Source organism: Mesorhizobium sp. M1088 (assembly GCF_040318575.1).
GTDB lineage: Bacteria > Pseudomonadota > Alphaproteobacteria > Rhizobiales > Rhizobiaceae > Mesorhizobium.
The window spans coordinates 25,944-52,094 of the sequence record NZ_JAMYMO010000002.1; the positions used below are offsets into that span (position 1 = coordinate 25,944).

20 protein-coding genes and 1 pseudogene are annotated in these 26,151 nt (G+C 61.4%); 16 read left to right on the forward strand and 5 right to left on the reverse strand.

Features of this window, described 5'->3' with window-relative positions:
• Window positions 1–250: 250 nt before the first annotated feature.
• Entirely contained in the window at window positions 251–1,522 is a 1,272-nt protein-coding gene (locus tag NKH49_RS02920) for an O-antigen ligase family protein (protein WP_352454701.1), read from the forward strand.
• Window positions 1,523–1,647: 125 nt separating this feature from the next.
• Here NKH49_RS02920 and NKH49_RS02925 read toward each other — a convergent pair whose 3' ends face one another.
• Together NKH49_RS02925 and NKH49_RS02930 are read right to left on the reverse strand one after the other, a co-directional pair.
• Window positions 1,648–2,859: a polysaccharide biosynthesis/export family protein gene (locus tag NKH49_RS02925; RefSeq protein ID WP_352540403.1), complete on the reverse strand. Its 1,212-nt coding sequence runs from the start codon at window positions 2,857–2,859 to the stop codon at window positions 1,648–1,650.
• Between the two features lie 207 nt (window positions 2,860–3,066).
• The gene (locus NKH49_RS02930; protein ID WP_023676307.1) at window positions 3,067–3,744 is read right to left on the reverse strand and encodes a sugar transferase; all 678 of its coding nucleotides are present in this window, start codon (window positions 3,742–3,744) and stop codon (window positions 3,067–3,069) included.
• 558 nt (window positions 3,745–4,302) lie between these two features.
• Here NKH49_RS02930 and NKH49_RS02935 point away from each other — a divergent pair.
• The 8 genes from NKH49_RS02935 (at window position 4,303) to NKH49_RS02970 (ending at window position 13,115) form a co-directional block, all read left to right on the forward strand.
• Window positions 4,303–4,623: an exopolysaccharide production repressor protein gene (locus NKH49_RS02935; RefSeq protein WP_352925155.1), complete on the forward strand. Its 321-nt coding sequence runs from the start codon at window positions 4,303–4,305 to the stop codon at window positions 4,621–4,623.
• A 455-nt stretch (window positions 4,624–5,078) separates the two neighbouring features.
• Entirely contained in the window at window positions 5,079–6,101 is a 1,023-nt protein-coding gene (locus NKH49_RS02940; RefSeq protein ID WP_352469920.1) for a glycosyltransferase family 2 protein, read from the forward strand.
• Window positions 6,102–6,370: 269 nt separating this feature from the next.
• Window positions 6,371–6,772, forward strand: coding sequence for a hypothetical protein (locus NKH49_RS02945; RefSeq protein ID WP_352469921.1), 402 nt, complete (start codon window positions 6,371–6,373; stop codon window positions 6,770–6,772).
• A 131-nt stretch (window positions 6,773–6,903) separates the two neighbouring features.
• The gene (exoK, locus tag NKH49_RS02950; protein ID WP_352872242.1) at window positions 6,904–7,770 is read left to right on the forward strand and encodes an endo-1,3-1,4-beta-glycanase ExoK; all 867 of its coding nucleotides are present in this window, start codon (window positions 6,904–6,906) and stop codon (window positions 7,768–7,770) included.
• Window positions 7,771–7,855: 85 nt separating this feature from the next.
• Window positions 7,856–9,187 carry a UDP-glucose dehydrogenase family protein gene (locus NKH49_RS02955; RefSeq protein WP_352448451.1) on the forward strand — a complete coding sequence of 444 codons (1,332 nt, stop codon included), beginning with the start codon at window positions 7,856–7,858 and terminating at the stop codon, window positions 9,185–9,187.
• A gap of 31 nt (window positions 9,188–9,218) precedes the next feature.
• Window positions 9,219–10,298, forward strand: a complete 1,080-nt coding sequence (locus tag NKH49_RS02960) for a glycosyltransferase (RefSeq protein WP_352469924.1) — start codon at window positions 9,219–9,221, stop codon at window positions 10,296–10,298.
• 70 nt (window positions 10,299–10,368) lie between these two features.
• A complete protein-coding gene (locus NKH49_RS02965; RefSeq protein ID WP_352925157.1) occupies window positions 10,369–11,655 on the forward strand; it encodes a glycosyltransferase in 1,287 nt (428 codons plus the stop codon).
• Window positions 11,652–13,115 (forward strand): lipopolysaccharide biosynthesis protein, encoded by a 1,464-nt coding sequence (locus tag NKH49_RS02970; protein WP_352925159.1) that lies wholly within the window; start codon window positions 11,652–11,654, stop codon window positions 13,113–13,115. The genes NKH49_RS02965 and NKH49_RS02970 overlap by 4 nt, the downstream gene beginning before the upstream one ends.
• Before the next feature lie 222 nt (window positions 13,116–13,337).
• On the opposite strand, the pseudogene NKH49_RS02975 reads toward NKH49_RS02970, so the two are convergent.
• Window positions 13,338–14,390, reverse strand: a pseudogene (locus tag NKH49_RS02975) (polysaccharide pyruvyl transferase family protein); the annotation flags it as partial.
• 302 nt (window positions 14,391–14,692) lie between these two features.
• Here NKH49_RS02975 and NKH49_RS02980 point away from each other — a divergent pair.
• The 6 genes from NKH49_RS02980 to NKH49_RS03005 all read left to right on the forward strand — a co-directional run bounded on the left by NKH49_RS02980 (window position 14,693) and on the right by NKH49_RS03005 (window position 22,301).
• Window positions 14,693–15,865, forward strand: a complete 1,173-nt coding sequence (locus NKH49_RS02980) for a glycosyltransferase family protein (RefSeq protein WP_352540408.1) — start codon at window positions 14,693–14,695, stop codon at window positions 15,863–15,865.
• Between the two features lie 11 nt (window positions 15,866–15,876).
• The gene (locus NKH49_RS02985) at window positions 15,877–16,869 is read left to right on the forward strand and encodes a glycosyltransferase family 2 protein (protein ID WP_352818584.1); all 993 of its coding nucleotides are present in this window, start codon (window positions 15,877–15,879) and stop codon (window positions 16,867–16,869) included.
• Window positions 16,869–17,819 carry a glycosyltransferase family 2 protein gene (locus NKH49_RS02990; protein ID WP_352540410.1) on the forward strand — a complete coding sequence of 317 codons (951 nt, stop codon included), beginning with the start codon at window positions 16,869–16,871 and terminating at the stop codon, window positions 17,817–17,819. The genes NKH49_RS02985 and NKH49_RS02990 overlap by 1 nt, the downstream gene beginning before the upstream one ends.
• The gene (locus NKH49_RS02995) at window positions 17,809–18,759 is read left to right on the forward strand and encodes a glycosyltransferase family 2 protein (RefSeq protein WP_352925161.1); all 951 of its coding nucleotides are present in this window, start codon (window positions 17,809–17,811) and stop codon (window positions 18,757–18,759) included. Before NKH49_RS02990 ends, NKH49_RS02995 begins: the two co-directional genes overlap by 11 nt.
• 75 nt (window positions 18,760–18,834) lie before the next feature.
• Window positions 18,835–19,731: a UTP--glucose-1-phosphate uridylyltransferase gene (locus NKH49_RS03000; RefSeq protein WP_352540412.1), complete on the forward strand. Its 897-nt coding sequence runs from the start codon at window positions 18,835–18,837 to the stop codon at window positions 19,729–19,731.
• Window positions 19,732–19,880: 149 nt separating this feature from the next.
• A complete protein-coding gene (locus tag NKH49_RS03005) occupies window positions 19,881–22,301 on the forward strand; it encodes a polysaccharide biosynthesis tyrosine autokinase (RefSeq protein WP_352925163.1) in 2,421 nt (806 codons plus the stop codon).
• A gap of 15 nt (window positions 22,302–22,316) precedes the next feature.
• On the opposite strand, the gene NKH49_RS03010 is transcribed toward NKH49_RS03005, so the two are convergent.
• Together NKH49_RS03010 and NKH49_RS03015 are read right to left on the reverse strand one after the other, a co-directional pair.
• Entirely contained in the window at window positions 22,317–23,018 is a 702-nt protein-coding gene (locus NKH49_RS03010; RefSeq protein ID WP_352769088.1) for a metallophosphoesterase family protein, read from the reverse strand.
• A 193-nt stretch (window positions 23,019–23,211) separates the two neighbouring features.
• Window positions 23,212–25,119, reverse strand: a complete 1,908-nt coding sequence (locus tag NKH49_RS03015; protein ID WP_352925166.1) for a propionyl-CoA synthetase — start codon at window positions 25,117–25,119, stop codon at window positions 23,212–23,214.
• 170 nt (window positions 25,120–25,289) lie between these two features.
• On the opposite strand from NKH49_RS03015, the gene NKH49_RS03020 reads away from it, so the two are divergent.
• Window positions 25,290–26,081 (forward strand): DUF2259 domain-containing protein, encoded by a 792-nt coding sequence (locus NKH49_RS03020; RefSeq protein WP_352925168.1) that lies wholly within the window; start codon window positions 25,290–25,292, stop codon window positions 26,079–26,081.
• The last annotated feature ends 70 nt before the right edge of the window (window positions 26,082–26,151 follow it).

The window sequence follows — 26,151 nt, forward strand, 5'->3', positions numbered from 1 at the left end:
GCTTATGATGGGCCAGCACCGGTCAATTGTACGGCACTGCCTTCTGGCCAAATCGTCTCGCCCGGTATGGAGAGAACGGCTGGAACGACGCGCCCGGTTGGCATCCGGGTGACAGGCGGCGCCGGATGGGTTATATTGCACTGCACAATGCGAGCGCCTGCAGGCGAGGCTCCCATCGATCCGACGAATCGGCCCACGAGCGGCCCATGAAATCGGCATTGAGCTGCAAGGACGGAAAACCGCTATCGAGATGAAGATTCCAAAATCTCTGTTGATCGATCCGGACAAGAACACGGTCTACGGCAGCTTTGCCGTTGCCGTCTCGATCTGGGCGTTTTCCTACTCGACCATTTTCGGCCAGGCCATGATCCTGGCCTACTATGCGGTCTGGCTACCGCTCATCCTGGTCGACTACCGCAAGATATTAAGGCACGCTTCCAGCGCCTGGCTTCCGCTGGCCTTTGCAACCTATGTCTGCTTCTCGGTGTTCTGGTCGGCGGCTCCCGGCACCACGGCAAGAACGGCCGTCCAATATTGCTCCCATATCGCCTGCGCCTACATTGCCGCGCGCACCGTCAGCGTCCGGACCTTGACCATAGGCGCCCTGATCGGGATTTTCGTCGTCCTGCTCTACTCGCTCAAGGTCGCGAGCTATTCCTACGATGTTCTCGATGGGACGTATAATTTCGTCGGCGCGTTCAGCTCCAAGAACCAGATCGGCTTTGTCGCATCGCTTGGCATCTATTTCTGCGTTGTCTACCTGGCCTTTCTCAGGCGCGGCCGGATAAGCTGTTTGTTGATCGTACCGATTGTCCTTCTATCGGGCTATCTGCTGGTGGTGTCGCATTCCGCCACTTCGATGGCATCTACCCCCGCGGTTCTCGCTCTGGTCGCCCTGCTTTCCATCGGCAAGCTGCTTTCGCTCCGCCATCGCCGGGTGATTTTCATGATCGGTGCGGGCGGGCTGGTCGCCTGCACCGTGATTGCGCTGAATCTCGGGCTGATGGACTTTGTCCTTGGCCTTTTCGGCAAGGATTCGACGCTCACCGGACGAACCTACCTCTGGCAACAGGGCTGGAATGCCGCGCAGCAATCGCCCATCCTCGGCGTCGGCTACGCGGCTTATTGGGTGCAGGGCTTCTCCGAGGCCGAGCGGCTGTGGAACGAATTCTATATCGCCGCGCGAAGCGGCTTCCACTTCCACAACACCTACATCGAGACCTTGGTGGAACTCGGCTTCGTCGGCGCGACACTGCTTTCGCTGATCATCCTGCGCACGCTCTGGGGTCATGTCTCGGCGCTGATATTCAGGACATGGCAAGCCGAGTCCGTGATTCTTGCCGGCGTCATGGTGCTTCTGTTCATCCGATCCTTCGTCGAGGTCGAGACCCTCAATCCCTACATCATGGGATCGTTCCTGCTGTACTACAGCTACTTCAAGCTGGTGAGGGTGCCGGCCGTCGCTCCTTCCCGGTGGAGCGCCGTGAACCATCTAGAGGAACCGGACGCCGTGCGAGGCTAGAGCGGGCGGATCCAGGCGGTTCGTTGCCCGAAGGCCGGCTTGTTTTCTGATCCATAAGATCCCAAACGCAAAAACCCCGCAGACCGCTGCCTGCGGGGTTGGTGCTTTGCTCCGGTGGAAAGAAGCTACTGGATGGCCAGGGGCGCCGGTTTGACCTTGATCACGTCCCCTGGCAGCACCGGCGTGTCTTCATCGGCGGTGATTTCGCTGGTCTTGCCGTCGACCACCCGCACCAGGGAAAATGATAAGGCCGCTGGTTCGTTGTTGCCGTAGAATTGCGGCATGGGGCTGCCCGACAAGGCTTCGGACATCAAGGCCTTTTCCATATTCAGCTTCAGCGTCACCTCGTTGAGATCGGCTTCCGTCTGTTGCCGGTCGGTCGCGAGGCTGGAGTTCTGGGTATTCTCGAGATCGATGGCGTCCTGGGTGGCCTTGCTGATCGACTGCTTGGCCGTGAGAATCGCCGTTTCGTAATCCAGGATCTGGCCCTCGAGATCGGCGATGGTTTGCTGCGAGTTCAAAACCCGCGTGTTGACGACCAGGCCCTTTTGCGCCAGCGAGCCGATGCCGTTGAGCTGCTCCTTCGCCAGATCAACCTGCTTCTGCTGGTTGACGATCTTTTTCTGCAGCGAATCGATCTCGCTCTGCAGCAGCGCCTTCAAATCGTCGAGCGCCTGCAAGCGCAGCTTGAGTTTCTTCTGGTCGGCCGCCAGGATCGCCGTCTCATCGGCAACGATGCTGGGCAGCTTCGGATCGTCGGCCACCTCTTTCGGCACCGCGAATGCCGGCTTGTCCGCCAGTTCCGCTTCGATGCGGGCGCGCTTGACGGTCAGCCTGACCAATTGGTCTTGTAATACGTCGAAATTGCCCTTCGCATTGATCAGGTCGCGGTCGTAGCGCTGCCCGCTCTCCGGGTTCCGCCGGGCTCCGCCGGCAATGCTCATCGCTTTCAGCACGGACAACCCAGGCACACAAGGATACTGGCCGGGCGATTGCACCTCGCCGGAGATGTAGAATGGCCGGTACTGTGCCATTTCGACGGAAGCCTCCGGCTTGTCGGCCAGAGCGAGCTTGCGCTGCAGCGCCTCGCCGAGCGATGCGGCGATCTCCGAAGTCGTCTTGCCGGATGCGGGCATCTCGCCGACGAAGGGAACCGACAAGGTTCCAGCGGGCCCGACCGTGTATTCTCCATTGATGGCCGACCAGTCACGGAACGTGCCTTCGACGGTCTGCCATTCCGCCACGCGAATGGTCAGCTTGTCCTGTGCTCCTAGGCGATAGTCGTCGGCGAAGGCAAACTGTGGCAAGGCGAGCGACAGCGTCAGGCCGGTCGCCATTGTAAGGCAAGTCGTCAAAAGCCGTACTCGCCGCATGCGTCTGGAGAGAATACCGGTGCAAAAAATATCGATTATATCTGCTTTCAACTGAGCGTTTCCGATCTGGTTTGCCCCGCCCGATGAGCTGCCGATGCCTGAGTTAGGGGCCTGAGTTCCAGGCCCGAATTCTGGACAGTCGCTCCTCGATGCACGGCCAGCAAGCGGCCGTCAGTAGCAGCCTCGCGACATCCAGACCGCGGGTACGGTCTTGATGATGATGCGGATGTCTTCGAACATCGACCAGTTCTCGACATAGTGCCTGTCGAATGCGACGCGGCTGTCATACGAAACATCGTTGCGTCCGCTGACCTGCCACAGCCCTGTCAGGCCGGGGCGCGATTTAAGATAATAGACGGCCGAATTGCCATAAATCTCCAGCTCATCGCGCACCACGGGACGAGGCCCGACCAGGCTCATATCCCCCTGCAGGATGTTGATGATCTGCGGCAACTCATCGAGGCTGAGCTTCCTCAGCACCGCTCCGACGCGCGTGATCCGCGGGTCGTTCTTCAACTTGCGGGTCGCTATCCATTCGGCGTTGGCCTCCGGATTCGCGGCGAGATAGGCAGCAAGCACCCGCTCGCCGTCTGGAACCATGGTGCGGAACTTGAGGCACGGAAAAATCCGTCCTCCGCGGCCGATCCGGCTGTGACCATAGAAAATCGGCCCGCCATCGGAAAACCTGACAAGCAGCGCTATCATCACGAACAGCGGGCTGAGAGCGACCAGGCCGATCAGCGAACCGACAATATCGAAGCTGCGTTTGAGCAGGCCGCCAATCGGTGGCGGAAAATCGACGCCGGCCTGCGAAAAATCCGCATCGGCCGGCTTGGCTACGTCCCTCATGCGTAAACTCCATACGTTGAACGGATGGTTTACCGCACGATACCAAAAAAATGTTGCAGCGCAACACACAATTTCCCAGACGGCTGTAATAGTCGCGTCATGAACTGACTAAATAATAAACTCGTCCTGCACAAAATTTCGCCTTTATGTCGCAAAAGAGACAGATTATGGGCAATTTTGGAAAAACTAGTCCAATTTTGGGGCTGATTTTAGGCGAATCGCTCTTTATACCCTCCTGTGGAGCTTTGCCGTCATTTAGAATTTCAAGATAATGACTGATGTTATGCTAAAATACTATTCAATATTATAAATCTTACTGGAGCGAGTCGATATCCGGCAATCAGTGGTGATGCCGACGTGTGCGTTGCACCATGGCAGAGTCGATCCCGAGGATTCGTTTAAAATTTATTGCGCAGCTGCCCTTGCCGCCTATTGCGCGGCTCAATAGAGTTGCAAATTGTTTCTGTCGGACTATGGACAGATTGGGCTAGGCCGGAAGCAACCGGCCAGAAGCGGGCAACCTAAATAAGCTCGCAGAGTTTAAGGGAGGTGCTCGGGGTGGGCTTGTCGACATTTTTTCCCGAGCCGGTTGATGGGCTATCGGGTATGTCACTGCCAAAGGTCATTATCGGAATGTGTTTTGCGCTGGCGATCGTGATCGTCTGGTCCTATTTAGGCGGCGCCTCGCTCGGTACGACGCTGTTTCGTGTCATCGGCTGCGCTATAGTCATCCAACTGGGTTATTTTCTGCTGGTCTTTGCCATGGTTGCCAGAAATGCCCCGACCCCGGCCGACAAAATCCGCGACGCTGAACGAAAGCTGAGTTCGAACGAAGCGGCCGAAGCCGAGAAACTCAGCGCCAGGAGAGGCCTTCACTGATTTCGGGCCTGGCCGCGGTCTGCGATGTCCATGTGACCTGTGGTTAAGCTCGCCGGTCCCCTGACGAATTGCTCACCTCAACGACACCGGCAGTCGGCATTCCTGTTCTTTCAATTCCTTGACACTGCGGGCCTCGACGCGCTCGCTCCGCCCCGCCGCCGTCCGGTCGGCGAGGATCAGCAACTGGTTTCTGCCAGTTGAGCGCTCTGATGGAGCGTGTAGGAACGGCTCTGCCAAGCGGCGCATTTCTGGAGCCATCCCGATTGAGGCTCGCCGCCTACCCAACCGGGCCATGACACCCAGCAAAATGAAAAACTGGACGGCGCCGATGATTTTGGCGATGCTTGCTTCGCACTTGCAGCATAGGCGTTTGGGCCGATGCATTTCAGGATGGGCGGTGGGGCATTGAGCGGACGGGGCGAGGAAATCCGCAACGGCTTCTGCAACCGAGAGGCATGTCTATGACATCATTCCAGGTCTGCGTGATCATCGCCGCCCGCAATGCGGCGCGGACAATCCCGGCTGCCATTGCATCGGCATTACGCGAGCCTGAGGTTGCGGAGGTTGTCGTCGTCGACGACGCGTCCACCGACGATACCGCGAAAGTCGCCCACGCGGCCGGCGACGGCACGGGCCGTCTTTCCGTCATCCGCTTCGACGCCAATCGCGGCCCATCCTTTGCACGCAACGCCGCGATTGCCGGTTCCAGGTCGCCGTTCATCAGCATTCTGGACGCTGATGATTTCTTTTTCGAAGGCAGGTTTCACAGACTGTTCGCCAGCACCGATTGGGATTTCGCCGCAGACAACATCATGCTTGTCAGGGATGACGCGGCAACCGACGTTTCGAAAATCGTGGCTCCACCGTTCTCGCCCGAGCCGGAATTCCTCGATTTCGAGGGTTTCATCGACGCCAACATCTCCAGGCGCCGTGTGCAACGAGGGGAACTGGGGTTCCTCAAACCCGTGATCAGCCGCGCCTTCCTCGATCGGCATGGGCTGCGCTACGACGAGAAGCTGCGCCTGGGTGAAGACTATGAACTCTATGCGCGCGCGGTTGCCCTTGGCGCGCGCTTCAAGGTCATCAAATCCTGTGGCTACGGCGCGATCGTGCGCGCCGATTCGCTGAGCGGACGGCACAAGACCCAGGACCTGAAGCATCTGGCCGATGCCGACCTGGCGCTGCTTGCGATCGACAGTTTGCCGGAGGCATCGAAGGCTGCGCTGAGAAGGCACGAGCGGCACATCCGCGACAAATACCGGTTGCGGAAGTTTTTAGACGTGAAGGCTGAGCGCGGGCTGGCGCCGGCCGCGGCCTACGCCTTGGCCGGCTCGTCCAACCTCACAGCCGTCGTCCGCGGCGTTGCCTCCGACAAGCTGGATGCGCTGTTTCGCCGCGCTGGTCTCGCTGCGAAGCGTCAGCATGTGCCGCCGCTGCGCTTCCTCATGGCCGGAACCAGCACGGCCAACGAAAGCTAGGCCCGTCAACGTGCGATGGCGGTAGCCACTCCCTTACCCTTCGGTCGGCTCGCACCATTTCAACGAGATTCATGAGTTTACGATCTAGGTGGTTGCCTATGCGCGCAGGGAATGGCAATCTATGTTGCGGTGCAGCAATTTTGGACGGCCAACCGAACTGGCCCGAGACATACCCTGTCGGAGGAGCTGGACGATGCAAGAAATGTCTTTTGAATGTGGACGGGCACTAAGGCCCTTCACCAGCTCGACGATGATGGGGCGCTGACTGCATGGCCTCGATCTTTCGCTTCCGGTCGAGAGATCCGGCGCGCGACACGCAGACCGACACCTCGCGCCTTGATCGGTTGGCAAAGCTGCTGGACCAGATCTCGGCCGAAGTCGAGGCGGAGAAGAGCGGCCTTGAGAACCGCTACAGGACAACGGCTACCAATGCCGCCTTTCTGGTTGAGGCGATGGAGAACGGAACGGTCTCCTCTCGCAGGTCTTCCGAAGTCGGCGAACTGACCAGGTCAATCCTGAATTGCGAGCGGCGCATCGCAGCGCTGTCGCGCCAGATGCAGAAGATGAAGGATCTCCGTCATTCGCTGGATGAAATCTTCGAAGAGAAGCGGCAGAACGGTCCCGACATAAGGACCGATTTTGTGAAGCCCGCCGATTCCGGCACAGGCTGAGCGAACACCCGGGTCGGCGCAATGGTTTTAGGCACAACACGGAGCTTGGGAGCGACAGAGGTCAAGATCAGGTTGTTTCGTCACGGTTCGAACGATCGCTTTGGGGGCGCACAGCACAAGGTGAGTTTGATATGAACGCAGGTCTTAAAAGCACGCCCGCCCCGGCAACCGGAGGCACCCCGTTCACGCGCCCGATCCCAGGCAAGCTGCGGCGGCTCCGTTCAGACGGCGCGTTTCTGCTGGTCGTTCTCGGCAGTCTGGTTGCGGGCCTGGTGCCCGCCGGCGCGCAGGATCTCCCAACCGCGCCGTCCTTTGTCGATGATTTCACCAGCCTCAGTCGCGCACGCTGGTACATTTCCGACGGCTGGACGAACGGCAAGCATCAGAACTGCACCTGGTCCAAAAGCCTGATCGGGCTTTCCGACGGCATGCTGACGCTCGGTTTCGAGAAGCGCAAGCTGAAGGATCGCGAATTCGCCTGCGCCGAGATCCAGACCAAGCAGCGCTTCGGCTACGGCACCTACGAGGCGCGGATGAAGACCGACACGGGCTCTGGCGTCAACGCGGCATTCTTCAGCTTCGTCGGCGATGCCGACAAGCAGCCGCATGATGAAATCGACTTCGAGGTGCTGACCAAGGACACGTCCAAGGTCCAGGTTAACGCCTACATAGCCGGCAAAGGCAAGAACGAGAAACTGGTCGACGTCGCCGGCGGCACCGACAAGGCCTTCAACGACTACGCATTCGTCTGGGAAAGGGACCGGCTGCGCTGGTACGTCAACGGCAAGCTTGTCCACGAGATCACCGATCCGGCGAAGCTGCCCACCCATTCGCAAAGGATCTATTTCAGCCTGTGGGGCAGCGATACGATGAAGGGCTGGATGGGGCCGTTCTCGGATCCGGGCCGCAAGCTCACCATGCAGGTGGATCGTGTTGCATTCACTGCACTTGGCCAGCCCTGCCAATTCCCCGAATCGCTGGCATGCAAGACAAACTAGAAGCGCATCTGAACCGGCCGGGCCGAAGGTGGTCGGAAAACCGAAGCTCGAAGAGGCCCGAAGCCTTGAACAGGGATGAAACCGAATGAATTTGACTGTCTTTGGAATCGGCTATGTCGGTCTTGTACAGGCGGCGGTGCTTGCCGAAGTCGGCCATCAGGTGGTCTGCGTCGACATCGATGCAAAAAAGGTCGAGCGGCTCAACCAGGGTCATGTCCCGATCTTCGAGCCTGGGCTCGAAAACATGGTCAAGGAGAACCATGCCGCCGGCCGCATCAAGTTCACCACCGACGCCGCCGCGGCGATCAAGCATGGCCAGATCCAGATGATCGCCGTCGGCACGCCGCCGGGCGAGGATGGTTCGGCCGACCTCAAATATGTGCTGGCCGTCGCCGAGGCCATCGGTCGTGAGATGGACGAGCCCAAGATCGTCGTCGGCAAGTCGACCGTGCCCGTCGGCACCTGCGAAAGGATAAAGGCCAGGATCGCCGCAACGCTGAAGGCGCGCGGGCGCGAGGATCTGGCTTTCGACGTCGCCTCCAATCCGGAATTCCTCAAGGAAGGGTCCGCTGTGAGCGACTGTATGAAGCCCGACCGGATCATCGTCGGCACCAGCAACGAGGACACCGAGGCGGTGATGCGCGAGCTCTACGCGCCGTTCAACCGCAACCACGAAAAGATGATCGTCATGGATGTGCGCAGTGCCGAGTTCACCAAATACGCGGCCAATTGCATGCTGGCGACCAAGATCAGCTTCATGAATGAAATGGCCAACCTGGCCGAGCAACTGGGCGCCGACATCGAGGAAGTCCGCAAGGGCATCGGCAGCGACCCGCGGATCGGCTACCACTTCATCTATCCGGGCCTCGGCTATGGCGGCTCGTGTTTCCCGAAGGATGTGCGTGCCCTGATCAAGACCGCCGAGGCCGTCAAGTTCGACGCCAAGCTGCTGCGTGCCGTCGAGGAGCGCAACAACCAGCAGAAGTCGGTCCTGTTCGAGAAGGTGGACCGCTATTTCAAGGGCAATCTCAAAGGCAAGACATTTGCGCTGTGGGGCTTGGCCTTCAAACCCAATACCGACGACATGCGCGAGGCCCCGGCCCGCACGCTGATGGAAGCGCTCTGGGCCGCCGGTGCCAATGTCCAGGCCTACGATCCCGAGGCGATGCAGGAATGCCAGGCGATCTACGGGCTCCGCGATGACCTGCAACTGTGCGGCACCAAGGAGGCCGCGCTGCGAGGCGCCGATGCGCTCTTGATCGTGACCGAGTGGAAAAGCTTCAGCGCGCCGTCTTTCGATGCGCTGAAGAACGCGCTGACCACGCCCGTTATCTTCGACGGACGCAATCTCTACGACCCCAAGGTCATCGCCCGCCACGGCATCGAATACCACAGCATCGGCAGAATGGCGGCGTGACGCTAGGGCGGTCCAGCAAGGAGCCAGGTCCATGAAAGTTCTGTTTGCGGGCGGTAACGGCTACACGCCGCAGTTCAGCGGTGGCGTTCAGTCGAGCACGCATCATCTGGTCGAGCAGCTGCGCGAGCACGGTCATGACGCCTCGGTTCTGGCGGCGCTGTTCGGTGACGGCATGTTCGGCTTGAAGGCGCGCGCCAAGATGAAGCTGCTTCGCCAGCGAGCGGTCATCGACAGCTATCCCGGCTATCCGGTCGTGCGGGCATGGTTTCCCTGGGAGGCGGCGCGCTTCGCGGTCGAACGGCTCGATCCCGATGTCGCCGTCGTGCAGTGCCACAAATCGGTGCCGATCGGAAAGGCGCTGCAGGCGCTCGGAATACCGCTGGTGGTCTATCTGCGGAACGTCGAATTCCACGAATTGGCCGGCGACCTGCGCGAATTGCATTCGGCGCTTTATATCGCCAATTCCGAATTCACTGCGCGCACCTATAAGGAAAGGTTCGGCATCGACTCGACCGTGATCCCGCCGACCATCAATCCCGGGCTCTACAGCACGCCGACCACCGGTGAATTCGTCACGCTGATCAATCCTTACAACGAAAAAGGGTTCGAACTCGCCGTGCGCATCGCCGGCCAATGCCCCGAAATTCCGTTCCTGTTCGTCGAAAGCTGGAAGCTCGACGACGACCATCGGGCGCAGATCGAACAGATCATCGCCCCGCTGCGCAACGTCAGGCTGGAAAGCCGCACCAGCGACATGAAGACCGTCTATGGCCGCACCAAGATCCTGCTGGCGCCCAGCAAATGGGAAGAGGCCTGGGGGCGGGTGGCATCCGAGGCCCATTGCAGCGGCATTCCAGTCGTCGGGTCCCGTCGCGGCGGCCTGCCGGAAGCGATTGGCGCCGGCGGCGTGGTGCTCGACTATGACGCACCGCTCGACGACTGGGTCGCCGCGGTCAGGCGACTATGGAGCGACAAGGCCGAGTACGACCGTCTGTCGGCGGCGGCGCAGCTGTTTTCGGAGCGGCCGCAAATGAACCCCGACAGCCAGTTCGCGACTTTTCTCGGCGTTCTCGACCGCGCCAGGCAAGGCGCGCTGGAGCGTGCCGCCTGATGTATTTCGTCCAACGCCATTCATGTCGCCTAAAAGCCGGCTCTCGCGCCTGACCAGGGTGGGAGCTGCTTTGGGACAACGACACGCACAACACCGGACGCTTGAGGCGCCTCGCACGGCGGCGACGGGCGTCATCCCTCATCCGCGCGAGCAGATCGCCGACCGGCCTCGAAAGATCGTCCATTCGATGAAGATTTGCTTCGTAGTTGATAAGTTCCCCTCTTTGTCGGAGACCTTCGTCCTCGACCAGATAGAAGGGTGCCTCGAGCGCGGCATGCAAGTCGGCGTCGTCTGCAACGAGACGTCCTTCGGCAAGGACAGCAACATCGACGATCGCCGCTGGCAGGCTCTCCCTGGCAAGGTCGTCTGCTGGTGGGGCGGGCTGGGGCGCTTTCGGCCGACGCTCAGGAGATGGTCGGGCAGGTTCTGGGATAAGCTCTCGACCGCTGTCGACATCGCTTTTGCGCGCAAGTTGCAGAACGCCGATGTGATCGTCGCGCATTTCGGCAATAACGGCATGCGCGTCGCCCGCGCCATGAAACGAGGCCGGATTTCCGCTCCGCTGGTGACCATATTCCACGGCCGCGATGTCGGCGAACCGCTGCATGACAACACGCTCACGCGCTACAAGGTTGTCTTCGACAAGGGCGTTCTCCAGCTCCCGGTGAACGCGTTTTTCCGCGATGCCCTGATCGGCGTCGGCGCACCCCCGGCGCAAGTCATGGTTCACCATATGGGCGTGCGGCCCGGTGAGATCGGCTACCATTGGCGTTCCTGGGACCGGGACACGCTGTCCTTCATCTCGGTCTGCCGGCTGACCGAAAAGAAGGGCATCGAATTCGCCCTTCGGGCGCTCGCCAGCCTGCCGCGGCGCGACTGGGTCTATTCGGTGATTGGCGGCGGCGAATTGCTGGAAAAGTTGAAGAAGCTCGCCGCAAATCTCGGCATTGCCGACCGGGTGACTTTCCTCGGGCCGCGTCCGCATGCCGAGGTCAAGCAGCGCCTGCGCAATGCCCACGTATTCCTGCTGCCTAGCGTAGCCGCGCGAGATGGCGATCTCGAGGGTATTCCGGTGGCGCTGATGGAAGCTATGGCCGCCGGGCTGATCGTCGTCAGCACCTATCACTCGGGCATCCCCGAACTGATCGAGGATCAGGAGACAGGCTTCCTCGCACCGGAGCGAGACGTTGCGGCGTTGGCCCGCAAGCTTGTCTGGGTGGCAGAGAACCCGGACAAATGCGAGCGCATCGCATATGCGGCGCGCCGCAAGATCGAGCAGGATTTCAACGCGGACGTACTCAACGAACGTTTTGCGCAGATCGTTGCTCAACTGGCCGAAGCCAGGCAGCCGGCATGAACGCCAACCCGCCCCCCCAGTTCGGTCGCGTCGCCCTGCGCGGCGGCATGGTGACGATCGGCGCGCAAGGCTTCAAGATGGCGATCCAGTTTCTCTCGGTCATCGTGCTTGCCCGTCTGCTCGTGCCCGAGGATTTCGGCCTGGTGGCTTCCGTCGGGCCGATCGTGGCCTTTGTCGGGCTGCTTCAAAACCTTGGCCTGCAGCAGGCCGTGGTCCAGCGCAAGGACATCAGCACCGAGCAGCTCAACCAGGTATTCTGGATCAGCGCGCTGGTGGGGATGGGCAGTGCCGTGGTGGTTGCATGCCTGGCGCCCGCCATCGCTGCCTTCTATGGCGATCAACGCATGGTCGGGATCACCATCGGCTCTGCCTTCCCGCTGCTGCTTGGCAGCCTCGCCGCGGTGCCGCTGGCGCTGATGAACCGTCACTTGCGCTTTGGCCAACTCGCGCTGAACGACGTGATAACCGCTGCTGCCGGACTTGCGACTACCGCAATCGCCGCCTATGCGGGGCTGGGCTACTGGTCGCTGGTCATCGGCCCTGCGGTATCGGCTGTTGTCGCGCTGGCCGCGGCATGGCAGGTGGCGCGCTGGACGCCGTCGCGGCCGGACCTGAAGGTCGATACCGACATATTGTCTTTCGGCGCCAATCTGACCGGCTTCAATCTGGCCAACTTCTTCTCGCGCAATCTCGACAACATCCTGATCGGAAAATATTCGGGCGCGATCGAGCTCGGCTATTATGACCGCGCCTACAAGCTCCTGCTGTTTCCGCTGCAGAACATCAACCAGCCGCTGACACGCGTGATGGTGCCGCTGCTGAGCCGCATCCATGAGGACAAGGCGCGGTTTCGCGACATCTATGTGCGAACCAATTGGATGCTGGCGGCCATCACTATGCCCGGCATCGCGGCGCTGACGCTGACGTCGGACCAGGTCGTCGGGCTTCTCTTCGGCGAGCGCTGGACAGCGGTGGCGCCGATCTTCGCCTGGCTGGGCATCGCCAGCCTGATCCAGTCCGTCTCGAGCACCACCGGCTGGATCTTCATCTGCCAGGGCAAGACCAAGACCATGTTCCACTGGGGCATCTACTCGTCGCTGACGACGGTCGCCGCCTTCGTCATCGGCCTGCACTGGGGCGCCGTCGGTGTCGCGGCGGCCTACGCGATCAGCGGCTATGTGCTGCGCGTCCCGGTGCTTGCCGTTCTTGTCCACCGGGTCGGCCCGGTGACCGCAGCCGACTTCCTGGTCATGCAGGGGCTTTTCATCGCGTCATCGCTGCTTGCCTGGTCCGTGTACCGGGAGTTGCCGGCATCGCTGACCAGCCAGTCAGACCTGCTCGCGGTGGTCCTGGCGGGTGCCCTCAATTATTCGATCGGCCTGGTCCTCATGCTCGCCCTTCGCCAGTCGCGCAGCGCCCTGTTCACCACGCTTTCCAGCGCCATGCGCAACGCCCGCTAGGCCGGCAATCACCGGCCTCAAAAGCTCACCTGCCGACATCGCCGACGCATGCTCCTCAAGCACTGCCTGAAGGCTCGTCCTGCGATAGAGGTCGAGATTGGCGGTAAGTCTGCCGAGCTTCTCGCTCGCTTCCTCGGGCGTCACCGTGTCGATGTCGAGCAGCAGGTCGGCGACGCCGATCCGCTTGGCAAGTTCCTTGGTCTTGAATTCATACGCGATCGGCAGCACCGGCGTGCCGACGCAGAGCGACATGATCATCATGTGCATGCGCGTTGCGACAACGAAGTCGAAGCCTTTCACCAGTGCCATCAGTTGCTCCGGCGTGTGGAACGAAGCGTCCACGCTGACATGCTTGGCGATCTCCGGATCGAGTTCGGCAACGATAGCCCGCGCCGTCTTGGAATCGTCATGGGCGTATTCCGGCACGCCCTGGCAGGTGGAGACGAAGGTGACCTCCTTGGCGTGGTCCCTGACCAGGATGGTCGCGATCGCGCGGATCGAGTCGATGTAGCGGCGCATGCCGCCCTCGCCGTCGCTGACATAGTTCCAGTGACGGACGGAAATGGCGACGCGGCCGGTGACGGTCGCCGACTGGCCGGAGGCCAGAATTTTTCCGATCCTGTCGGTGTCGGCCAAGGCAAAGACGGCGTCGGCCACGACGTGGCATTTGCCGGGGTCTTTCACCATGTCCACAATGTGACCTCGCGAACGTTCGTCGCGCAGCAGGATGAGCGGGCTCCGATCGAAGATTGGGCTCAACTCCTGGCGATTGTAACTTTTGTTGAACGGGCCGAGCGATTGCGTGAAGAAGACGGGGTCCTTCCCCAGAATCGCGTCGATCCGGAATTGATTGAGTCGCCGTTCCAGATTGTAAGTCTCGACAAGATAGGTTCCGCCTGTCGTGACCACGAGGTCGGCGTCTTTGTAGATCTCGAGACCACGGCGATTGCTTGAGTTGAACAAACGCCCGAGAACGCCGCGGATGCCGAACCGCCGCAGGGCATTGAGGATGAGCCGATTGTAGATCGGCTTGAACAGGTTCTTCAGCCCGCTGCCGTATTTGTAGCGGAACAGCGATTCCGACAGCAGCTTGTGGAATTCGAGATCAGGATACTCTTTCTTCGTGTAGAGCCTCGCCGCCACCTCCGGCTGGCTGTCGAAGACATAGAACTGGATATCGTCTTGCACGATCGTCTTGAAAACATGGCGGATCGCCAGGAGAATCGCTGCATCCCCGGTATTCAGGCAGACGGTGTTTTCAACCGCGATCTTCATGGAATGACCTCATTTCGTGAGTAGTCCCGTGCTTCCATCGACGGGTGCGAAGGGGCGGATTGCAGGCGGGTTGGCCGAAAATGCTGCACGCCAAGGATGGTCCTCGCGTCGTGATTATTGGCGCGCAGCCCGATGGCAGGCCAACGCGCGGTCCATGTGGCCCAAGCAGAGCGAGATTAACCCATCGATTTTGCAGTGCAACAAAAAACGGGGATCTTTGCTACGCTGCAACCAAAAATGTTGCGATGCAGCAAGAGCTGTACTAGCATTGTCGCGGGCGGGCCAACAGCGGTCGAGTTTTCATGCTGCATGTCTTGTACTTGGTACACGACGTCTCCGACCCGGCAGTGCGCCGGCGGATCATAATGCTCAAGGCAGGCGGCGCCCAGGTTACGCTGGCGGGCTTTCGTCGTACGGCAAGCGCAGTTGCTGATGTCGAGGGCTTGCAGCCGATCGATCTCGGCCCGACTCGTGATGGCCGATTCGCCCAACGTCTGGCCGCGATCATGAAGGCAGTTGTCTCGACCGGCTCGAAGCTGGGCTCAATGCCACGGCCCGACCTCATTGTCGCGCGCAATCTGGAAATGCTGGCGCTTGCCCGCCGCGCCAGATCGGCTTTCCAGGCAACGGTGCCGATCGTCTACGAGTGCCTGGATATCCATCGCCTGCTGCTTCGCGACGATCCGCTGGGATGGGCGATGCGCGGCGCAGAACGCTTCCTGGCTAGGGATGTGAAGCTTCTGGTGACCAGCTCTCCGGCCTTCATCGCCAACTATTTCAAGCCGTTCGGGCAGATTGCCGCCCCAGTCGAACTGCTCGAAAACAAGTATTTCGAGCCAGCCGCGGCCTCGCTGGATGACCGCGCGGCGCCGGAGAACCCCGTAGCGCCGCCTTGGCGGATCGGCTGGTTCGGGGCGCTCCGCTGCCGCCGTTCCCTGGAGCTTCTGGCCGAATTTTCGCGCCGCCTCGACGGCCGCTTTGAAATCGTCCTCAGGGGCCGCCCGGCGCTGTCCGAATTTCCCGATTTCCACGGTTTCGTCGAATCGGAACCCTGGCTCTCGTTTGGCGGGCCCTACCGCAATCCCGAGGATATGGCGGCGATCTACCGCGAGGTCCACTTTTCCTGGGCCATCGACTTTTTTGAGCAGGGCCTGAACTCCGAATGGCTGCTGCCCAACCGGCTCTATGAGGGCTGCCGCTTCGGAGCCGTGCCGATTTCGATGGGAGCCACCGAAACCGGCAGGTTCCTCGACCGGCAAGGCATAGGGGTTCTTTTGCCAGAAGCCACGCCCGAGGCGCTCGAAGTCGCCGTCGGCACGATGGAGCAGCATCGGTTCGGGACATTGAGGGCGCGTGTTCTCGCCCGCAATCCGCGCACCTGGAGCTACGACCGCGCCGATTGTCGGGCGCTCGTCGAAAAGCTCCGCGGGCTGACTGCGGCTCCCGGTCCATATGCTGCCGAAGCATTGGCATAGAAGGACTGCCGATGACGCAAACCGAAATTCCATCCTGCACGATCGTGGTTCCGTGCCTGAACGAGGCGGCCCATATCGGCGCGTTGCTTCGAGAGCTCCGCCCTGCGGCCGAGAGGCTGGGCGCCGTGATCATCGTTGCCGATGGCGGCAGCACGGACGGCACCAGGACGATCGTCGCGGACATCGCCGCAAAAGATCAGCGGGTGATCCTGCTGCACAATGAAAAGCGCTTGCAGAGCGCGGCAATCAATCTCGCCGTCGCCAGGTTCGGGGAAGGCGTCGACTATCTCATTCGCATCGACGCGCATGGCGGCTATCCCGCGGATTATTGCGACCGGCTGGTCGAAGAAGCGCAGGTCACCGGTGCGGATTCGGTCGTCGTCTCGATGCTGACCAGTGGCAGCGGCATGGTTCAGAAAGCAGCGGCAGCGGCGCAGAACTCCAGGCTCGGCACCGGCGGTTCCAAGCACCGGCATCTTTCGGCGGGGGAATGGGTCGATCATGGCCACCACGCACTGATACGGATATCGGCGTTCACCGCGGTCGGCGGCTATGACGAAACCTTCAGCCACAATGAGGATGCCGAACTCGACTATCGGCTCCGCCAGGCCGGCTACCGCATCTGGATGACCGGCAAGACGCAAATGGTCTACTACCCGCGCTCCTCGCTGAAGGGCCTCTATTTTCAATATCTCGGCTATGGCCGTGGCCGGGCGAAGAACGTTCTCAAGCACCGCATGATCCCGAAGATCCGGCAGATGGTGCCGCTTCTGGTGTTCCCCGTGGTTCTTCTCGCCGCCTTTTCCTTCGTCCACTGGCTGGCGGCCGTACCGCTTTTGCTATGGGCGTCGGTCTGCCTCGGCTACGGCTTTTGGACCGCCGTCAGCCAGCGCAAAGCCGACATTGCGCTGGCCGGGGTCTCGGCAATGGTCATGCATTTCGGCTGGTCGGTCGGTTTCTGGCTGCAACTGCTCGCACCGCGACCGCAGCGCGGGGTAGCGTGATGGACCCGGTCAGGAAAAATCGAAGCATCGATATCTGCGTCTGCACATTTCGCCGGCCGGAGCTTGCCGACACGCTTCGCTCCATAGCGGCCATGGATATGCCCGCGGGATTCGACGTCGGTGTTATCATCGCGGACAACGACGATACGCCGACGGCCGAACAGATGGTGACGACGCTGGCTGCGGAGTTGAAGCTGCCGGTGACCTACCGGCACGCCCCGGCCCGAAACATCTCGATCGCGCGCAACGCTTGCCTCGATACCAGTGCGGCGGATTTCGTCGCCTTTATCGACGATGACGAGACGGCCACCGCTGGCTGGCTTGCCGAACTGGTGGCGACGGCGGAAGCAACAGGTGCTGCGACGGTGCTTGGGCCGGTGCAAGCCCGTTACCTGCCGGATGCGCCCGCCTGGATGCGCAAAGGCGATTTCCACTCGACCTTGCCGGTCTGGGTGAGCGGCGAAATCCGCACCGGCTACACCTGCAACGTCCTGCTCAGGATTGGCGCTGAGAGCCTGCGCGGCCGGCGCTTCAGCCTGGCGCGTGGCCAGACCGGCGGCGAAGATACGGAATTCTTCGACCAGATGGTCAAGGCCGGCGGCCGCATCGCCTTTTCGCCGGAGGCTTGGGTCGACGAAGCGGTGCCACCTGCCAGGGCGGCATTCGACTGGCTCGGCCGCCGCCGGTTCCGCGTTGGGCAGACGCATGGTCATCTTCTGGGGCGCAACGCACACGGCCTTGCCCGGCTCAAGCAGGTCGGCATTGCCGCGGCAAAGGCCGCCTACAGTTTCCTGTCGGCAATTCCGGTCGCCATCGACCCCGTACGTCGGAACCGCAGCGTGCTTCGCGGCATTATGCATGTCGGCGTCGTCAGCGGCCTCGTCGGGGTTCGTGAAATCCGCCAATACGGCCTGTCTTCGCCGCAGCAAGGGGGCAAGCGTGCAGCCTGACGTGAGCTTCGTGATTGCCGCCTACAATGCCGAGGCGACCATCGATCGGGCGATTGCCAGCGCCGTCGCCCAGCGCAATATCAGCGTCGAGGTCATCGTCGTCGACGACAAGTCGCGCGACCGGACGCTCGACCTGGCAAGATCCTACCCCGAAGACATCGTACGCGTTGTCGCGCTTGAGCAAAACCGTGGCCCCGGCGGCGCCAGGAATGCCGGCCTTGAGCTTGCACGCGGCAGGTGGGTCGCGGTCCTCGATTCCGACGACGCGGTCTATCCCGGGCGACTCTGCACCATGATCGAGCGCGCGGAGAAAGCGGGCGCCGAGATCGCGGTCGATAATCTGCAGGTCGTTCGCGAGGATGGCGTTGCCGAAGAGACGATGTTCCCGGCTGACTATCTGGAAGGCCTCGGTGAAATCTCGCTGGTAGATTTCATCAGCGGCAATGTCCTCTTCGAATCGAGGTTCAATCTCGGCTACCTCAAGCCGATCTTCCAGCGCCGGTTCCTGAACGAGAACGGGCTTCGTTACGATGAAAGCCTGATCATTGGCGAAGACTATATCCTCCTGGCCAGTGCTCTGGCTAAAGGCGGCAAATGCATGGTCGAGCCGACGACGGGCTATATCTACCACATTCGCACCGGTTCCATCTCCCGGGTGCTCGAACTTCATCACGTCGAGGCGATGCGCAGGGCCGATGCCACCTTCGCCGCGACCCATTCCATGGATGCTGCGGCCGAGGCGGCGTTCGCCAGGCGCGCTCGCAGCCTGCGGCGGGCGGCATCATTCCTGTCGCTGGTTCAGCACATCAAGGCGCGGTCGCCGCTCAAGGCGATATGGACGGCGCTCAGCGATCCGGCGGCGGTTCGGCATATGAGCATGCCGATCGCCGTCCGGCTGCGAAGGGTAGCGGCACAGTTTGCCGTAGTGGCGGGGAGGTGAAGGGCTGCAGGTGAATGAAGACAGTTTCGCCGCCTGCGACAGGGTTGAAATCGATCTCCTCAGAAGGAACATGCAATGAAAAAAGTCAGGAAGGCAGTCATACCGGTGGCGGGGCTCGGAACGCGGTTCCTGCCGGCGACCAAGTCCATGCCGAAGGAAATGCTGCCGGTGGTCGACAGGCCTGTCGTGCAATATGCGGTTGACGAGGCGTTCGAGGCCGGCATCGAGCACATCGTCTTCGTCACCGGCCGCAACAAGGCGGTGATCGAGGACTATTTCGACCTGCATCCTGAACTGATCGGAACCCTGGAGCAGAGCGGCAAGAAGGCGCAACTCGAATCGCTTGAAAGCCTGCTTCCCGTCGCCGGCGCGACGAGCTTCATCCGCCAGCAGTCGCCGCAAGGCCTCGGCCATGCCGTCTGGTGCGCGCGCGAAGTCATCGGTGACGAGCCCTTCGCATTGCTTTTGCCGGACATGGTGTCCTTCGGCGGGCGTGGCTGTCTCGCCGAAGTCGCTGATCTTTACGCACGGACTGGCGCAAACGTCATCGCCGTCGAGCGTTGCGATCCGACCGAGACCAGCAAATACGGCATTGTCGGGCGCGGCGCTGATGTCGGCACGGGCTTCGAGGTAACGGCCATGGTCGAAAAGCCGGCTCCTGCCAACGCGCCGTCGAACTTCTACATCAACGGCCGCTACATCCTGCAGCCCGAGATATTCTCGTTGCTTGCCAGCCAGCAACGCGGCGCCGGAAACGAGATCCAGCTGACCGACGCAATGGTGCGTCTCGCACAGACCCAGGCCTTCTTCGCCCAGCCTTTCGACGGCCGCATGTTCGACTGCGGTTCGAAGGAGGGGTTCATCCAGGCCAATATCGCTTTCGCGCTGGCGCGGGAGGACATGAAGGGCCCGATCTTCGAGATGCTGCAGGAATTCGTCCGGTCGCATCAGCGTCGGGAAGAAGCCGCATAATGTCCATTTTTTCGAGGCATTGTGGGTGCGGCTGATGACGCAGGACAGGCCGTTGCGCCGCGCGTAACGCGCACTGTCCGGCGCAAGGTTTGCACCCTATGTCCCGACCTTCGAGGCGGTAGCGCCTGCAAACTAGAATTGGACCGAAGATGAACTATGCCAATTTTCCTGTCGACAAGAGGACGCCATTGCCGGCTTCTAATGCGGCAAACGCCGAAGACTTCATCGACATCGAGCGCCTGCTTGGCATGGCCGCGCGGCAGGCGAAAGTGGTTGCCGCCTGCGCCGTCATCGGTCTCTTTCTCGGCGTGCTCTATTTGCAGACGACGCCTCCTACCTATGTGGCGACGAGCAGCGTGCTGATCGACGAAGGATTGAACAAGGTCGTCGACGACATTTCGGCGGCGTCGGTCAGCATGCAGACCGACTCCGCCGTTCTGAGCCAGATCGAAATACTACAGTCGGCCAGGCTGGCTGGGGTGGTCGTCGACAAGCTGAAGCTCGATCAGAACGACGCTTTCATGAACCCTCCGACGTCGGCCCTGTCGAAGGTTGCTGGCTTTGTGCGCGGTATCGTCCAGTCTGTCCGCCCCAAGCGCGCCGCTAGCACAACCGATGTCACTCAGCTTGATGCTGCGACGCGTGACGCGATCACCGCATCCTCATCGCCCCGTGACTACGCAATCTTCAAACTGCAGACCCAACTCGATGCCGAGCGGATCGGCCGGAGCTTTGTCATCAGCATCTCCTTCCAGGCGACGGATCCGGCGCTTGCGACCGCCATCACCAAGGCCTATGCCGATGCCTATCTAGCCGATCAACTCGATGCCAGCTTCGACGCGACCGAGCGGGCGGCGGTCTGGCTGCAAGGCCGGCTGACCGAGCTTCGTGAGAGCTCCCAGGCGGCTGCACTGGCGGTCGAAAAGTTCAGGGCCGAACACGGATTGGCCGTCAATGACGGCCAGCTGATCAGCGACAAGCAATTGTCCGATCTCAACACCCAGCTGATCGTCGCGCAGGCCGATACAGCACGTGCCGGCGCCCGCTATCAGCAGTACAAGTCGATCGTCGAAAGCGGCTCGGACAACGCGTTCAAGGACGCTGCGATATCGAACGACCAGCCGAGCAGCTCGGTCATCACGACGCTGAAGAACCGCTATCTCATCGTATCCAAGCGACAGCAGGATGTCGAAGCCAATTTCGGCCCGCAACATCCGCAGGCCGTCGCGCTCGCCAAGGAGAAGGCCGACATATCGGCGCAGATTTTCGGCGAGCTGAAGCAACTGACCGAAAGCTACCGCAACGAATACGAGGTCGCTCTGGCGCGCGAAACCGCGCTCCGCGCAAATGTCGCCTTGGCGGCTGGCAAGAGCTCCATCGACAACCAGTCGCAGGTCAAGCTGCGTGAGCTGGACCAAAAAGCGACGGCGCTGTCGACGCTCTACCAGACGTTCCTGAACCGCTATGAGGAGGCCGCCCAGCAGCAATCCTTCCCGGTCGGCAAGATCCGGGTCATCTCGGACGCGACGATGCCGCAGTCGGCCGCAACCCCCCGCACAGCCATCGTGCTGGGGCTTTCGCTGGCGCTTGGCATGATGCTGGGGGCAGGGGTTGGTGGCCTGAATGAATTCAGGGAACGCTTCTTCAGGACCGGCGAGGATGTGCGCGACCGGGTCGGCCTCAAATTCCTCGGCTACCTGCCGGTCATCGGCAAGGCTGGCAAGGATGACCAGCGCAATGGCGGTCAGCCTGACGTCAAAGTCGTTGAATCCAAGACCGCCAAGTCCTCCAAGTCCCAGCCCTCCAAAACATTGTCGGCAGCCGAAAAACGTGCGCGGATGCGGGTAACCGTCGATGCCCCGGCATCGATGTTCTCCGAGACGCTGCGCAACGCCAAGATCGCCTTCGATGTCGTCATGGAAGGCCAGGGCAGCCGGGTCATCGGCGTGGTCTCGGTGCTTCCCGGCGAGGGCAAGTCGACGGTGGCGGCCAATCTTGCCGGGCTGCTTGCCGTCAACGGATCGAAAACGCTGCTGATCGACGGCGACCTGCGCAATCCCGGCCTCAGCCGCAGCCTCGGTATGGAGGCCGAGCAGGGCCTGATGGAAGCTGTGGTGAGCGGGCAGACATGGCAGTCGGTCGGCAAGATCGACCGGCAGACCAAGCTGGCTATCATCCCGGCCGTCCTGCGTGGCCAGTTTTCGCATACCAGCGAGCTTCTGTCTTCAGCCGGCATGCGGCGTTTCATCGATAACGCCAAGGAAACCTTCGAATACATCATCGTCGATCTGCCGCCGCTCGGGCCTGTCGTCGACGCCAAGGCCTTCGCTCCGCTTGTCGACGGCTTCGTGCTGGTCACCGAATGGGGACGCACGCCGCGTGCGATGGTGCAATCCATGCTCAGCTCGGAGCCCTACATCGCCAAGAAGATCATTGGCGCGGTGCTGAACAAGGTCGAACTGAAGAAGCTGGCCAAATATGGCGCGATCGGCGGCTCGGAAAAATTCTTCGACAAATATTCGAGCTACTATCTGGAAAAATCGGAAGCGCGCACCAAGGCAGCCGCCTGAGCGACGACATCGCGCTCAGGAAAATATCAACCTGGCGCGGTTGTCGACGATCCTGAGGGCGGTCAGCTGGCCGGTTTGGAAGGCGCCGGTGTCTATGCCAAGCCGGCGTCCCTCGAGCTTCGGAGTGTCGACCGGCGTATGTCCGTGCACGACATAGCGGTCGAGAAGATGCGCAGCGTCGAAGAAGTCCGAACGGATATTCAGCAGGTCGTCCTCGTCCTGCGCGGCGAGGTCGATGCCGGGCCTGATGCCGGCATGGACGAACACGAATTTCGCCGAACAGACCATGACCGGCAGCGCGCGCATGAAGCTAATGTGGTCGGCTGGAATGACTTCCCGAATGCGCTTGTCGACCTCCTCGCTTGACCCATAGAGATCGGCCATGCGCGACGGGTCGACGCCGTAGGAAAACAGCGTTTGCAGGCCGCCTATCGCCAGCCACGACTCTCTCGAAATGACCCCGTCGACGTAGTTCAGCATCACGACTTCGTGGTTGCCGGCAAGGCAGATGCGCTGGAAATCACGGAGCGGTGGCGCCAGCAGATGATCGAGCACACGCGCCGACTGGGGTCCACGATCGACATAGTCGCCAAGCATGATTATGAGCTTGCGCCCTTCGAAGGGCGCCGAATCGAGCACGATCTTCTGCTCCAGGGCGCGGAGTTCCTTGTAGCAGCCATGCACGTCGCCGATCGCATAGACGACTGCGCCCCGCATATCGATCTCCAGCCGCTGGCGTGCCGCGGCCTGGGGCTTTCTCGATCGCTGGAACAGGGTCACGTATGGCGTCTCGCATGGCTGTGGGTGCGTCTCGATTCCGAAACAACATGACGACACCGCGCGTGGATACCACGTCCGGCGCCGGTCGTTCCATACCGGAGCTTCGGACGCAACTCGGCTTCGGCGCCCATTACAGGCCGATGCCGCGGCGGTTCAGCGCGGCGGTGATCTCGTCGAGGATGGCCGGGTCGTCGATCGTTGCCGGCATGGCCCATTCCTCCTTGTCGGCGATCTTCTGCATGGTGCCGCGCAGGATCTTGCCGGAGCGCGTCTTCGGCAGGCGCTTGATCGTCACCACCGTCTTGAAGGCAGCGACCGGGCCGATCCGTTCGCGCACTAGGGTGACAACCTCGTTTTCGATGATGCCGGCGTCGCGGTCGACGCCGGCATTCAGCACGACGAAGCCGAGTGGAACCTGGCCTTTCATAGCATCGGCAATACCGACGACGGCGCATTCGGCGACGTCGGGATGCGCGGCCAGAATCTCCTCCATGGCGCCGGTCGATAGCCGGTGGCCGGCGACATTGATGATGTCGTCGGTGCGAGCCATGACATAGAGATAGCCGTCCTCGTCCATCATGCCGGCATCCGCGGTTTTGTAGAAGCCGGGGAACTCGTCGAGATAGGCTTGGCGAAACCGCTCGTCGGCATTCCACAGCGTCGGCAGGCAGCCGGAGGGCAACGGCAATCTCACCACGACATTGCCAAGCGTACCACGCTTGACCTCATGCCCGGCATCGTCGAGCACGCGGATGTCATAACCGGGCATCGGCACGCCGGGCGAGCCGTATTTGACCGGCAACAGGCCCAGTCCGGCGGGGTTGATGGTCATCGGCGAGCCGGTCTCGGTCTGCCACCAATGGTCGATCACCGGCAAGGTCAATTTCTGCTCCGCCCATTTGATGGTTTCGGGATCGGCGCGCTCGCCGGCGAGGAACAGCGTCCGGAATTTGGACAGGTCGTATTTCGGGACGAATTCGCCCTTCGGGTCCTGTCCTTTGATGGCGCGAAAGGCGGTTGGCGCGGTGAACAGCGCGACGACGCCATGCTCGGCGATCACACGCCAATAGGTGCCGGCATCGGGCGTGCCGACCGGCTTGCCCTCGAACAGGATCGTTGTGCAGCCATGCAGCAGCGGGCCGTAGACGATATAGGAATGGCCGACCACCCAGCCGACATCGGAAGCCGCCCAGAACACTTCGCCCGGTTTGACGCCGAACTCGTTTTCCATCGACCATTTCAGCGCGACCATATGGCCGCCATTGTCACGCACGATTCCCTTCGGCTGGCCGGTCGTGCCCGACGTGTAGATGATGTAGAGCGGATCGGTGGCAAGCACCGGAACACAGTCGACATTGGCACCCGCGGCCCGCTCCCGCGCCACGGCGTCGGCATAGTCGATATCGTGGTTTTCCCTGAGTTCGCAGCGCAGTTGGTCGCGCTGCAGGATAAGGCAGCTTTCCGGCTTGTGCCGCGACATCTCGATCGCCTTGTCGAGCAGCGGCTTATAGGCAACGACGCGCCCTGGCTCCAGGCCGCAGGAAGCGGAGATGATCAGCTTCGGCTTGGCGTCGTCGATACGGGTGGCGAGCTCATGCGAGGCAAAGCCGCCGAAGACCACCGAATGCACGGCGCCGATCCGCGCACAGGCAAGCATGGCGAAGGCTGCTTCCGGCACCATCGGCATGTAGATGATGACGCGATCGCCTTTTTGGATGCCACGATTCTTGAGCACCGAGGTCAGCGCGACCACCTCGCGCTTCAACTCGGCATACGTGAATCTCCTGATTGTGCCGGAAATCGCGCTGTCATGGATCAACGCGATCTGGTCGGCACGGCCGCCCGCCACATGACGATCGACGGCATTGAAGCAGGTGTTGCACGAGGCGCCAATGAACCACCTGCCATAGACGCCGGCATTGGCGTCGAACACCGTCTCGAAGGGCGAGAACCAGTCGATTGCGCCCGCGGCATCGGCCCAGAATTTTTCCGGGTCGCGTTTCCAGCCGTCGTAGACCTCGTGGTAGCGTGACGCCATCCAGCTTCCTCCCCAGGAATGTTTGCTGTCCTTGAAATAGCGTATGCTGGTTTGCGTAACCATGTATTTGTGCGTTTCGTTTGCCGTCGTTCTAACTTGGCCGCAAGTGCGGGTCATGGTGGTCTGGGGGCCGGTATCGTTCGAATTTTCGGCATTAGGGGCAGGGCGCGATGAAATTGCGATATGAGCTTGGGGTTGCCGCGGTTGCGACGCTGGCGGTGGTGCTCGCTTCAGCTGCTCAGGCAGGCGACGCGGCGGCTCGGCGCGTCATCGGCTTTTCGCCAGACGGCAACTACTTCGCCTTCGAACAGTACGGCACGCTCGATGCCGGTGCTTCGGATTCGGGCTGGTCGGAGATCGACATCATCGACACGCGGACCGATGAGTTCGTCGGCGGCAAGCCGATCGTCATCGCCGACGAGACGGAGGATTCGACATTGACGCTTGCGCAGGCGAGGGCACAGGCCGCCGAACTGGCGGCGCCCTTGCTGGCCAAATATGCCATCGCGCCGCGCGGCGAGCGGACTGCCTTGGACAGGTTCACCTTTCCCGACGACATGGTCGCCTACAATGACATTGCGCGCCTCGAGCAGGTTTCGCAAAAATGGCTTTCGCCGGCCTATGACGAGCTTGGCACCATCCAGCTCGAGCAGATCCGTGCCGACAGCACGGCGGATTGTTCAGCGAGTTTCGACGCGACGCTGCAAGGCGAAACGACCGGCAAGGCGCTCGGCTTTCGCCTGACGCTGCAGGGTCAGAACGGCAAGCCGATCAAGCTGCTGCATGAGGACAAGGCGGTGCCCGGTTCGAGGAATTGCCCGACTTCCTACAGCCTGTCGGAATCTTACGCATTCACCCCGGATGGAAAACCGGGCGTGCTTGCGGTGCTCGTGCAGCGCTTCAGCCAGGGATTTGAAGGGCGCGACCGCCGTTTCATCGCCGTGACTGGCCAGGCGCACTGAGGCAACGCGCTGAGACGTAGTCCGCTACCCGAGTTTGTTGTCCCTAAAGCGGGAGGGCAGCGAGCATAAG

What these genes read in the sequence shown, in the direction of transcription:
- NKH49_RS02970 (WP_352925159.1), top strand. Translation starts at nt 11,652, where the DNA reads ATGAACGCCAACCCGCCCCCCCAGTTCGGTCGCGTCGCCCTGCGCGGC.
- exoK (WP_352872242.1), top strand. Translation starts at nt 6,904, where the DNA reads ATGAACGCAGGTCTTAAAAGCACGCCCGCCCCGGCAACCGGAGGCACC.
- NKH49_RS02980 (WP_352540408.1), top strand. Translation starts at nt 14,693, where the DNA reads ATGCTGCATGTCTTGTACTTGGTACACGACGTCTCCGACCCGGCAGTG.
- NKH49_RS03005 (WP_352925163.1), top strand. Translation starts at nt 19,881, where the DNA reads ATGAACTATGCCAATTTTCCTGTCGACAAGAGGACGCCATTGCCGGCT.
- NKH49_RS02930 (WP_023676307.1), bottom strand. Translation starts at nt 3,744, where the DNA reads ATGAGGGACGTAGCCAAGCCGGCCGATGCGGATTTTTCGCAGGCCGGC.
- NKH49_RS03000 (WP_352540412.1), top strand. Translation starts at nt 18,835, where the DNA reads ATGAAAAAAGTCAGGAAGGCAGTCATACCGGTGGCGGGGCTCGGAACG.
- NKH49_RS02955 (WP_352448451.1), top strand. Translation starts at nt 7,856, where the DNA reads ATGAATTTGACTGTCTTTGGAATCGGCTATGTCGGTCTTGTACAGGCG.
- NKH49_RS03020 (WP_352925168.1), top strand. Translation starts at nt 25,290, where the DNA reads ATGAAATTGCGATATGAGCTTGGGGTTGCCGCGGTTGCGACGCTGGCG.
- NKH49_RS03015 (WP_352925166.1), bottom strand. Translation starts at nt 25,119, where the DNA reads ATGGCGTCACGCTACCACGAGGTCTACGACGGCTGGAAACGCGACCCG.
- NKH49_RS02940 (WP_352469920.1), top strand. Translation starts at nt 5,079, where the DNA reads ATGTCTATGACATCATTCCAGGTCTGCGTGATCATCGCCGCCCGCAAT.
- NKH49_RS03010 (WP_352769088.1), bottom strand. Translation starts at nt 23,018, where the DNA reads ATGCGGGGCGCAGTCGTCTATGCGATCGGCGACGTGCATGGCTGCTAC.
- NKH49_RS02990 (WP_352540410.1), top strand. Translation starts at nt 16,869, where the DNA reads ATGGACCCGGTCAGGAAAAATCGAAGCATCGATATCTGCGTCTGCACA.
- NKH49_RS02960 (WP_352469924.1), top strand. Translation starts at nt 9,219, where the DNA reads ATGAAAGTTCTGTTTGCGGGCGGTAACGGCTACACGCCGCAGTTCAGC.
- NKH49_RS02985 (WP_352818584.1), top strand. Translation starts at nt 15,877, where the DNA reads ATGACGCAAACCGAAATTCCATCCTGCACGATCGTGGTTCCGTGCCTG.
- NKH49_RS02920 (WP_352454701.1), top strand. Translation starts at nt 251, where the DNA reads ATGAAGATTCCAAAATCTCTGTTGATCGATCCGGACAAGAACACGGTC.
- NKH49_RS02945 (WP_352469921.1), top strand. Translation starts at nt 6,371, where the DNA reads ATGGCCTCGATCTTTCGCTTCCGGTCGAGAGATCCGGCGCGCGACACG.
- NKH49_RS02925 (WP_352540403.1), bottom strand. Translation starts at nt 2,859, where the DNA reads ATGGCGACCGGCCTGACGCTGTCGCTCGCCTTGCCACAGTTTGCCTTC.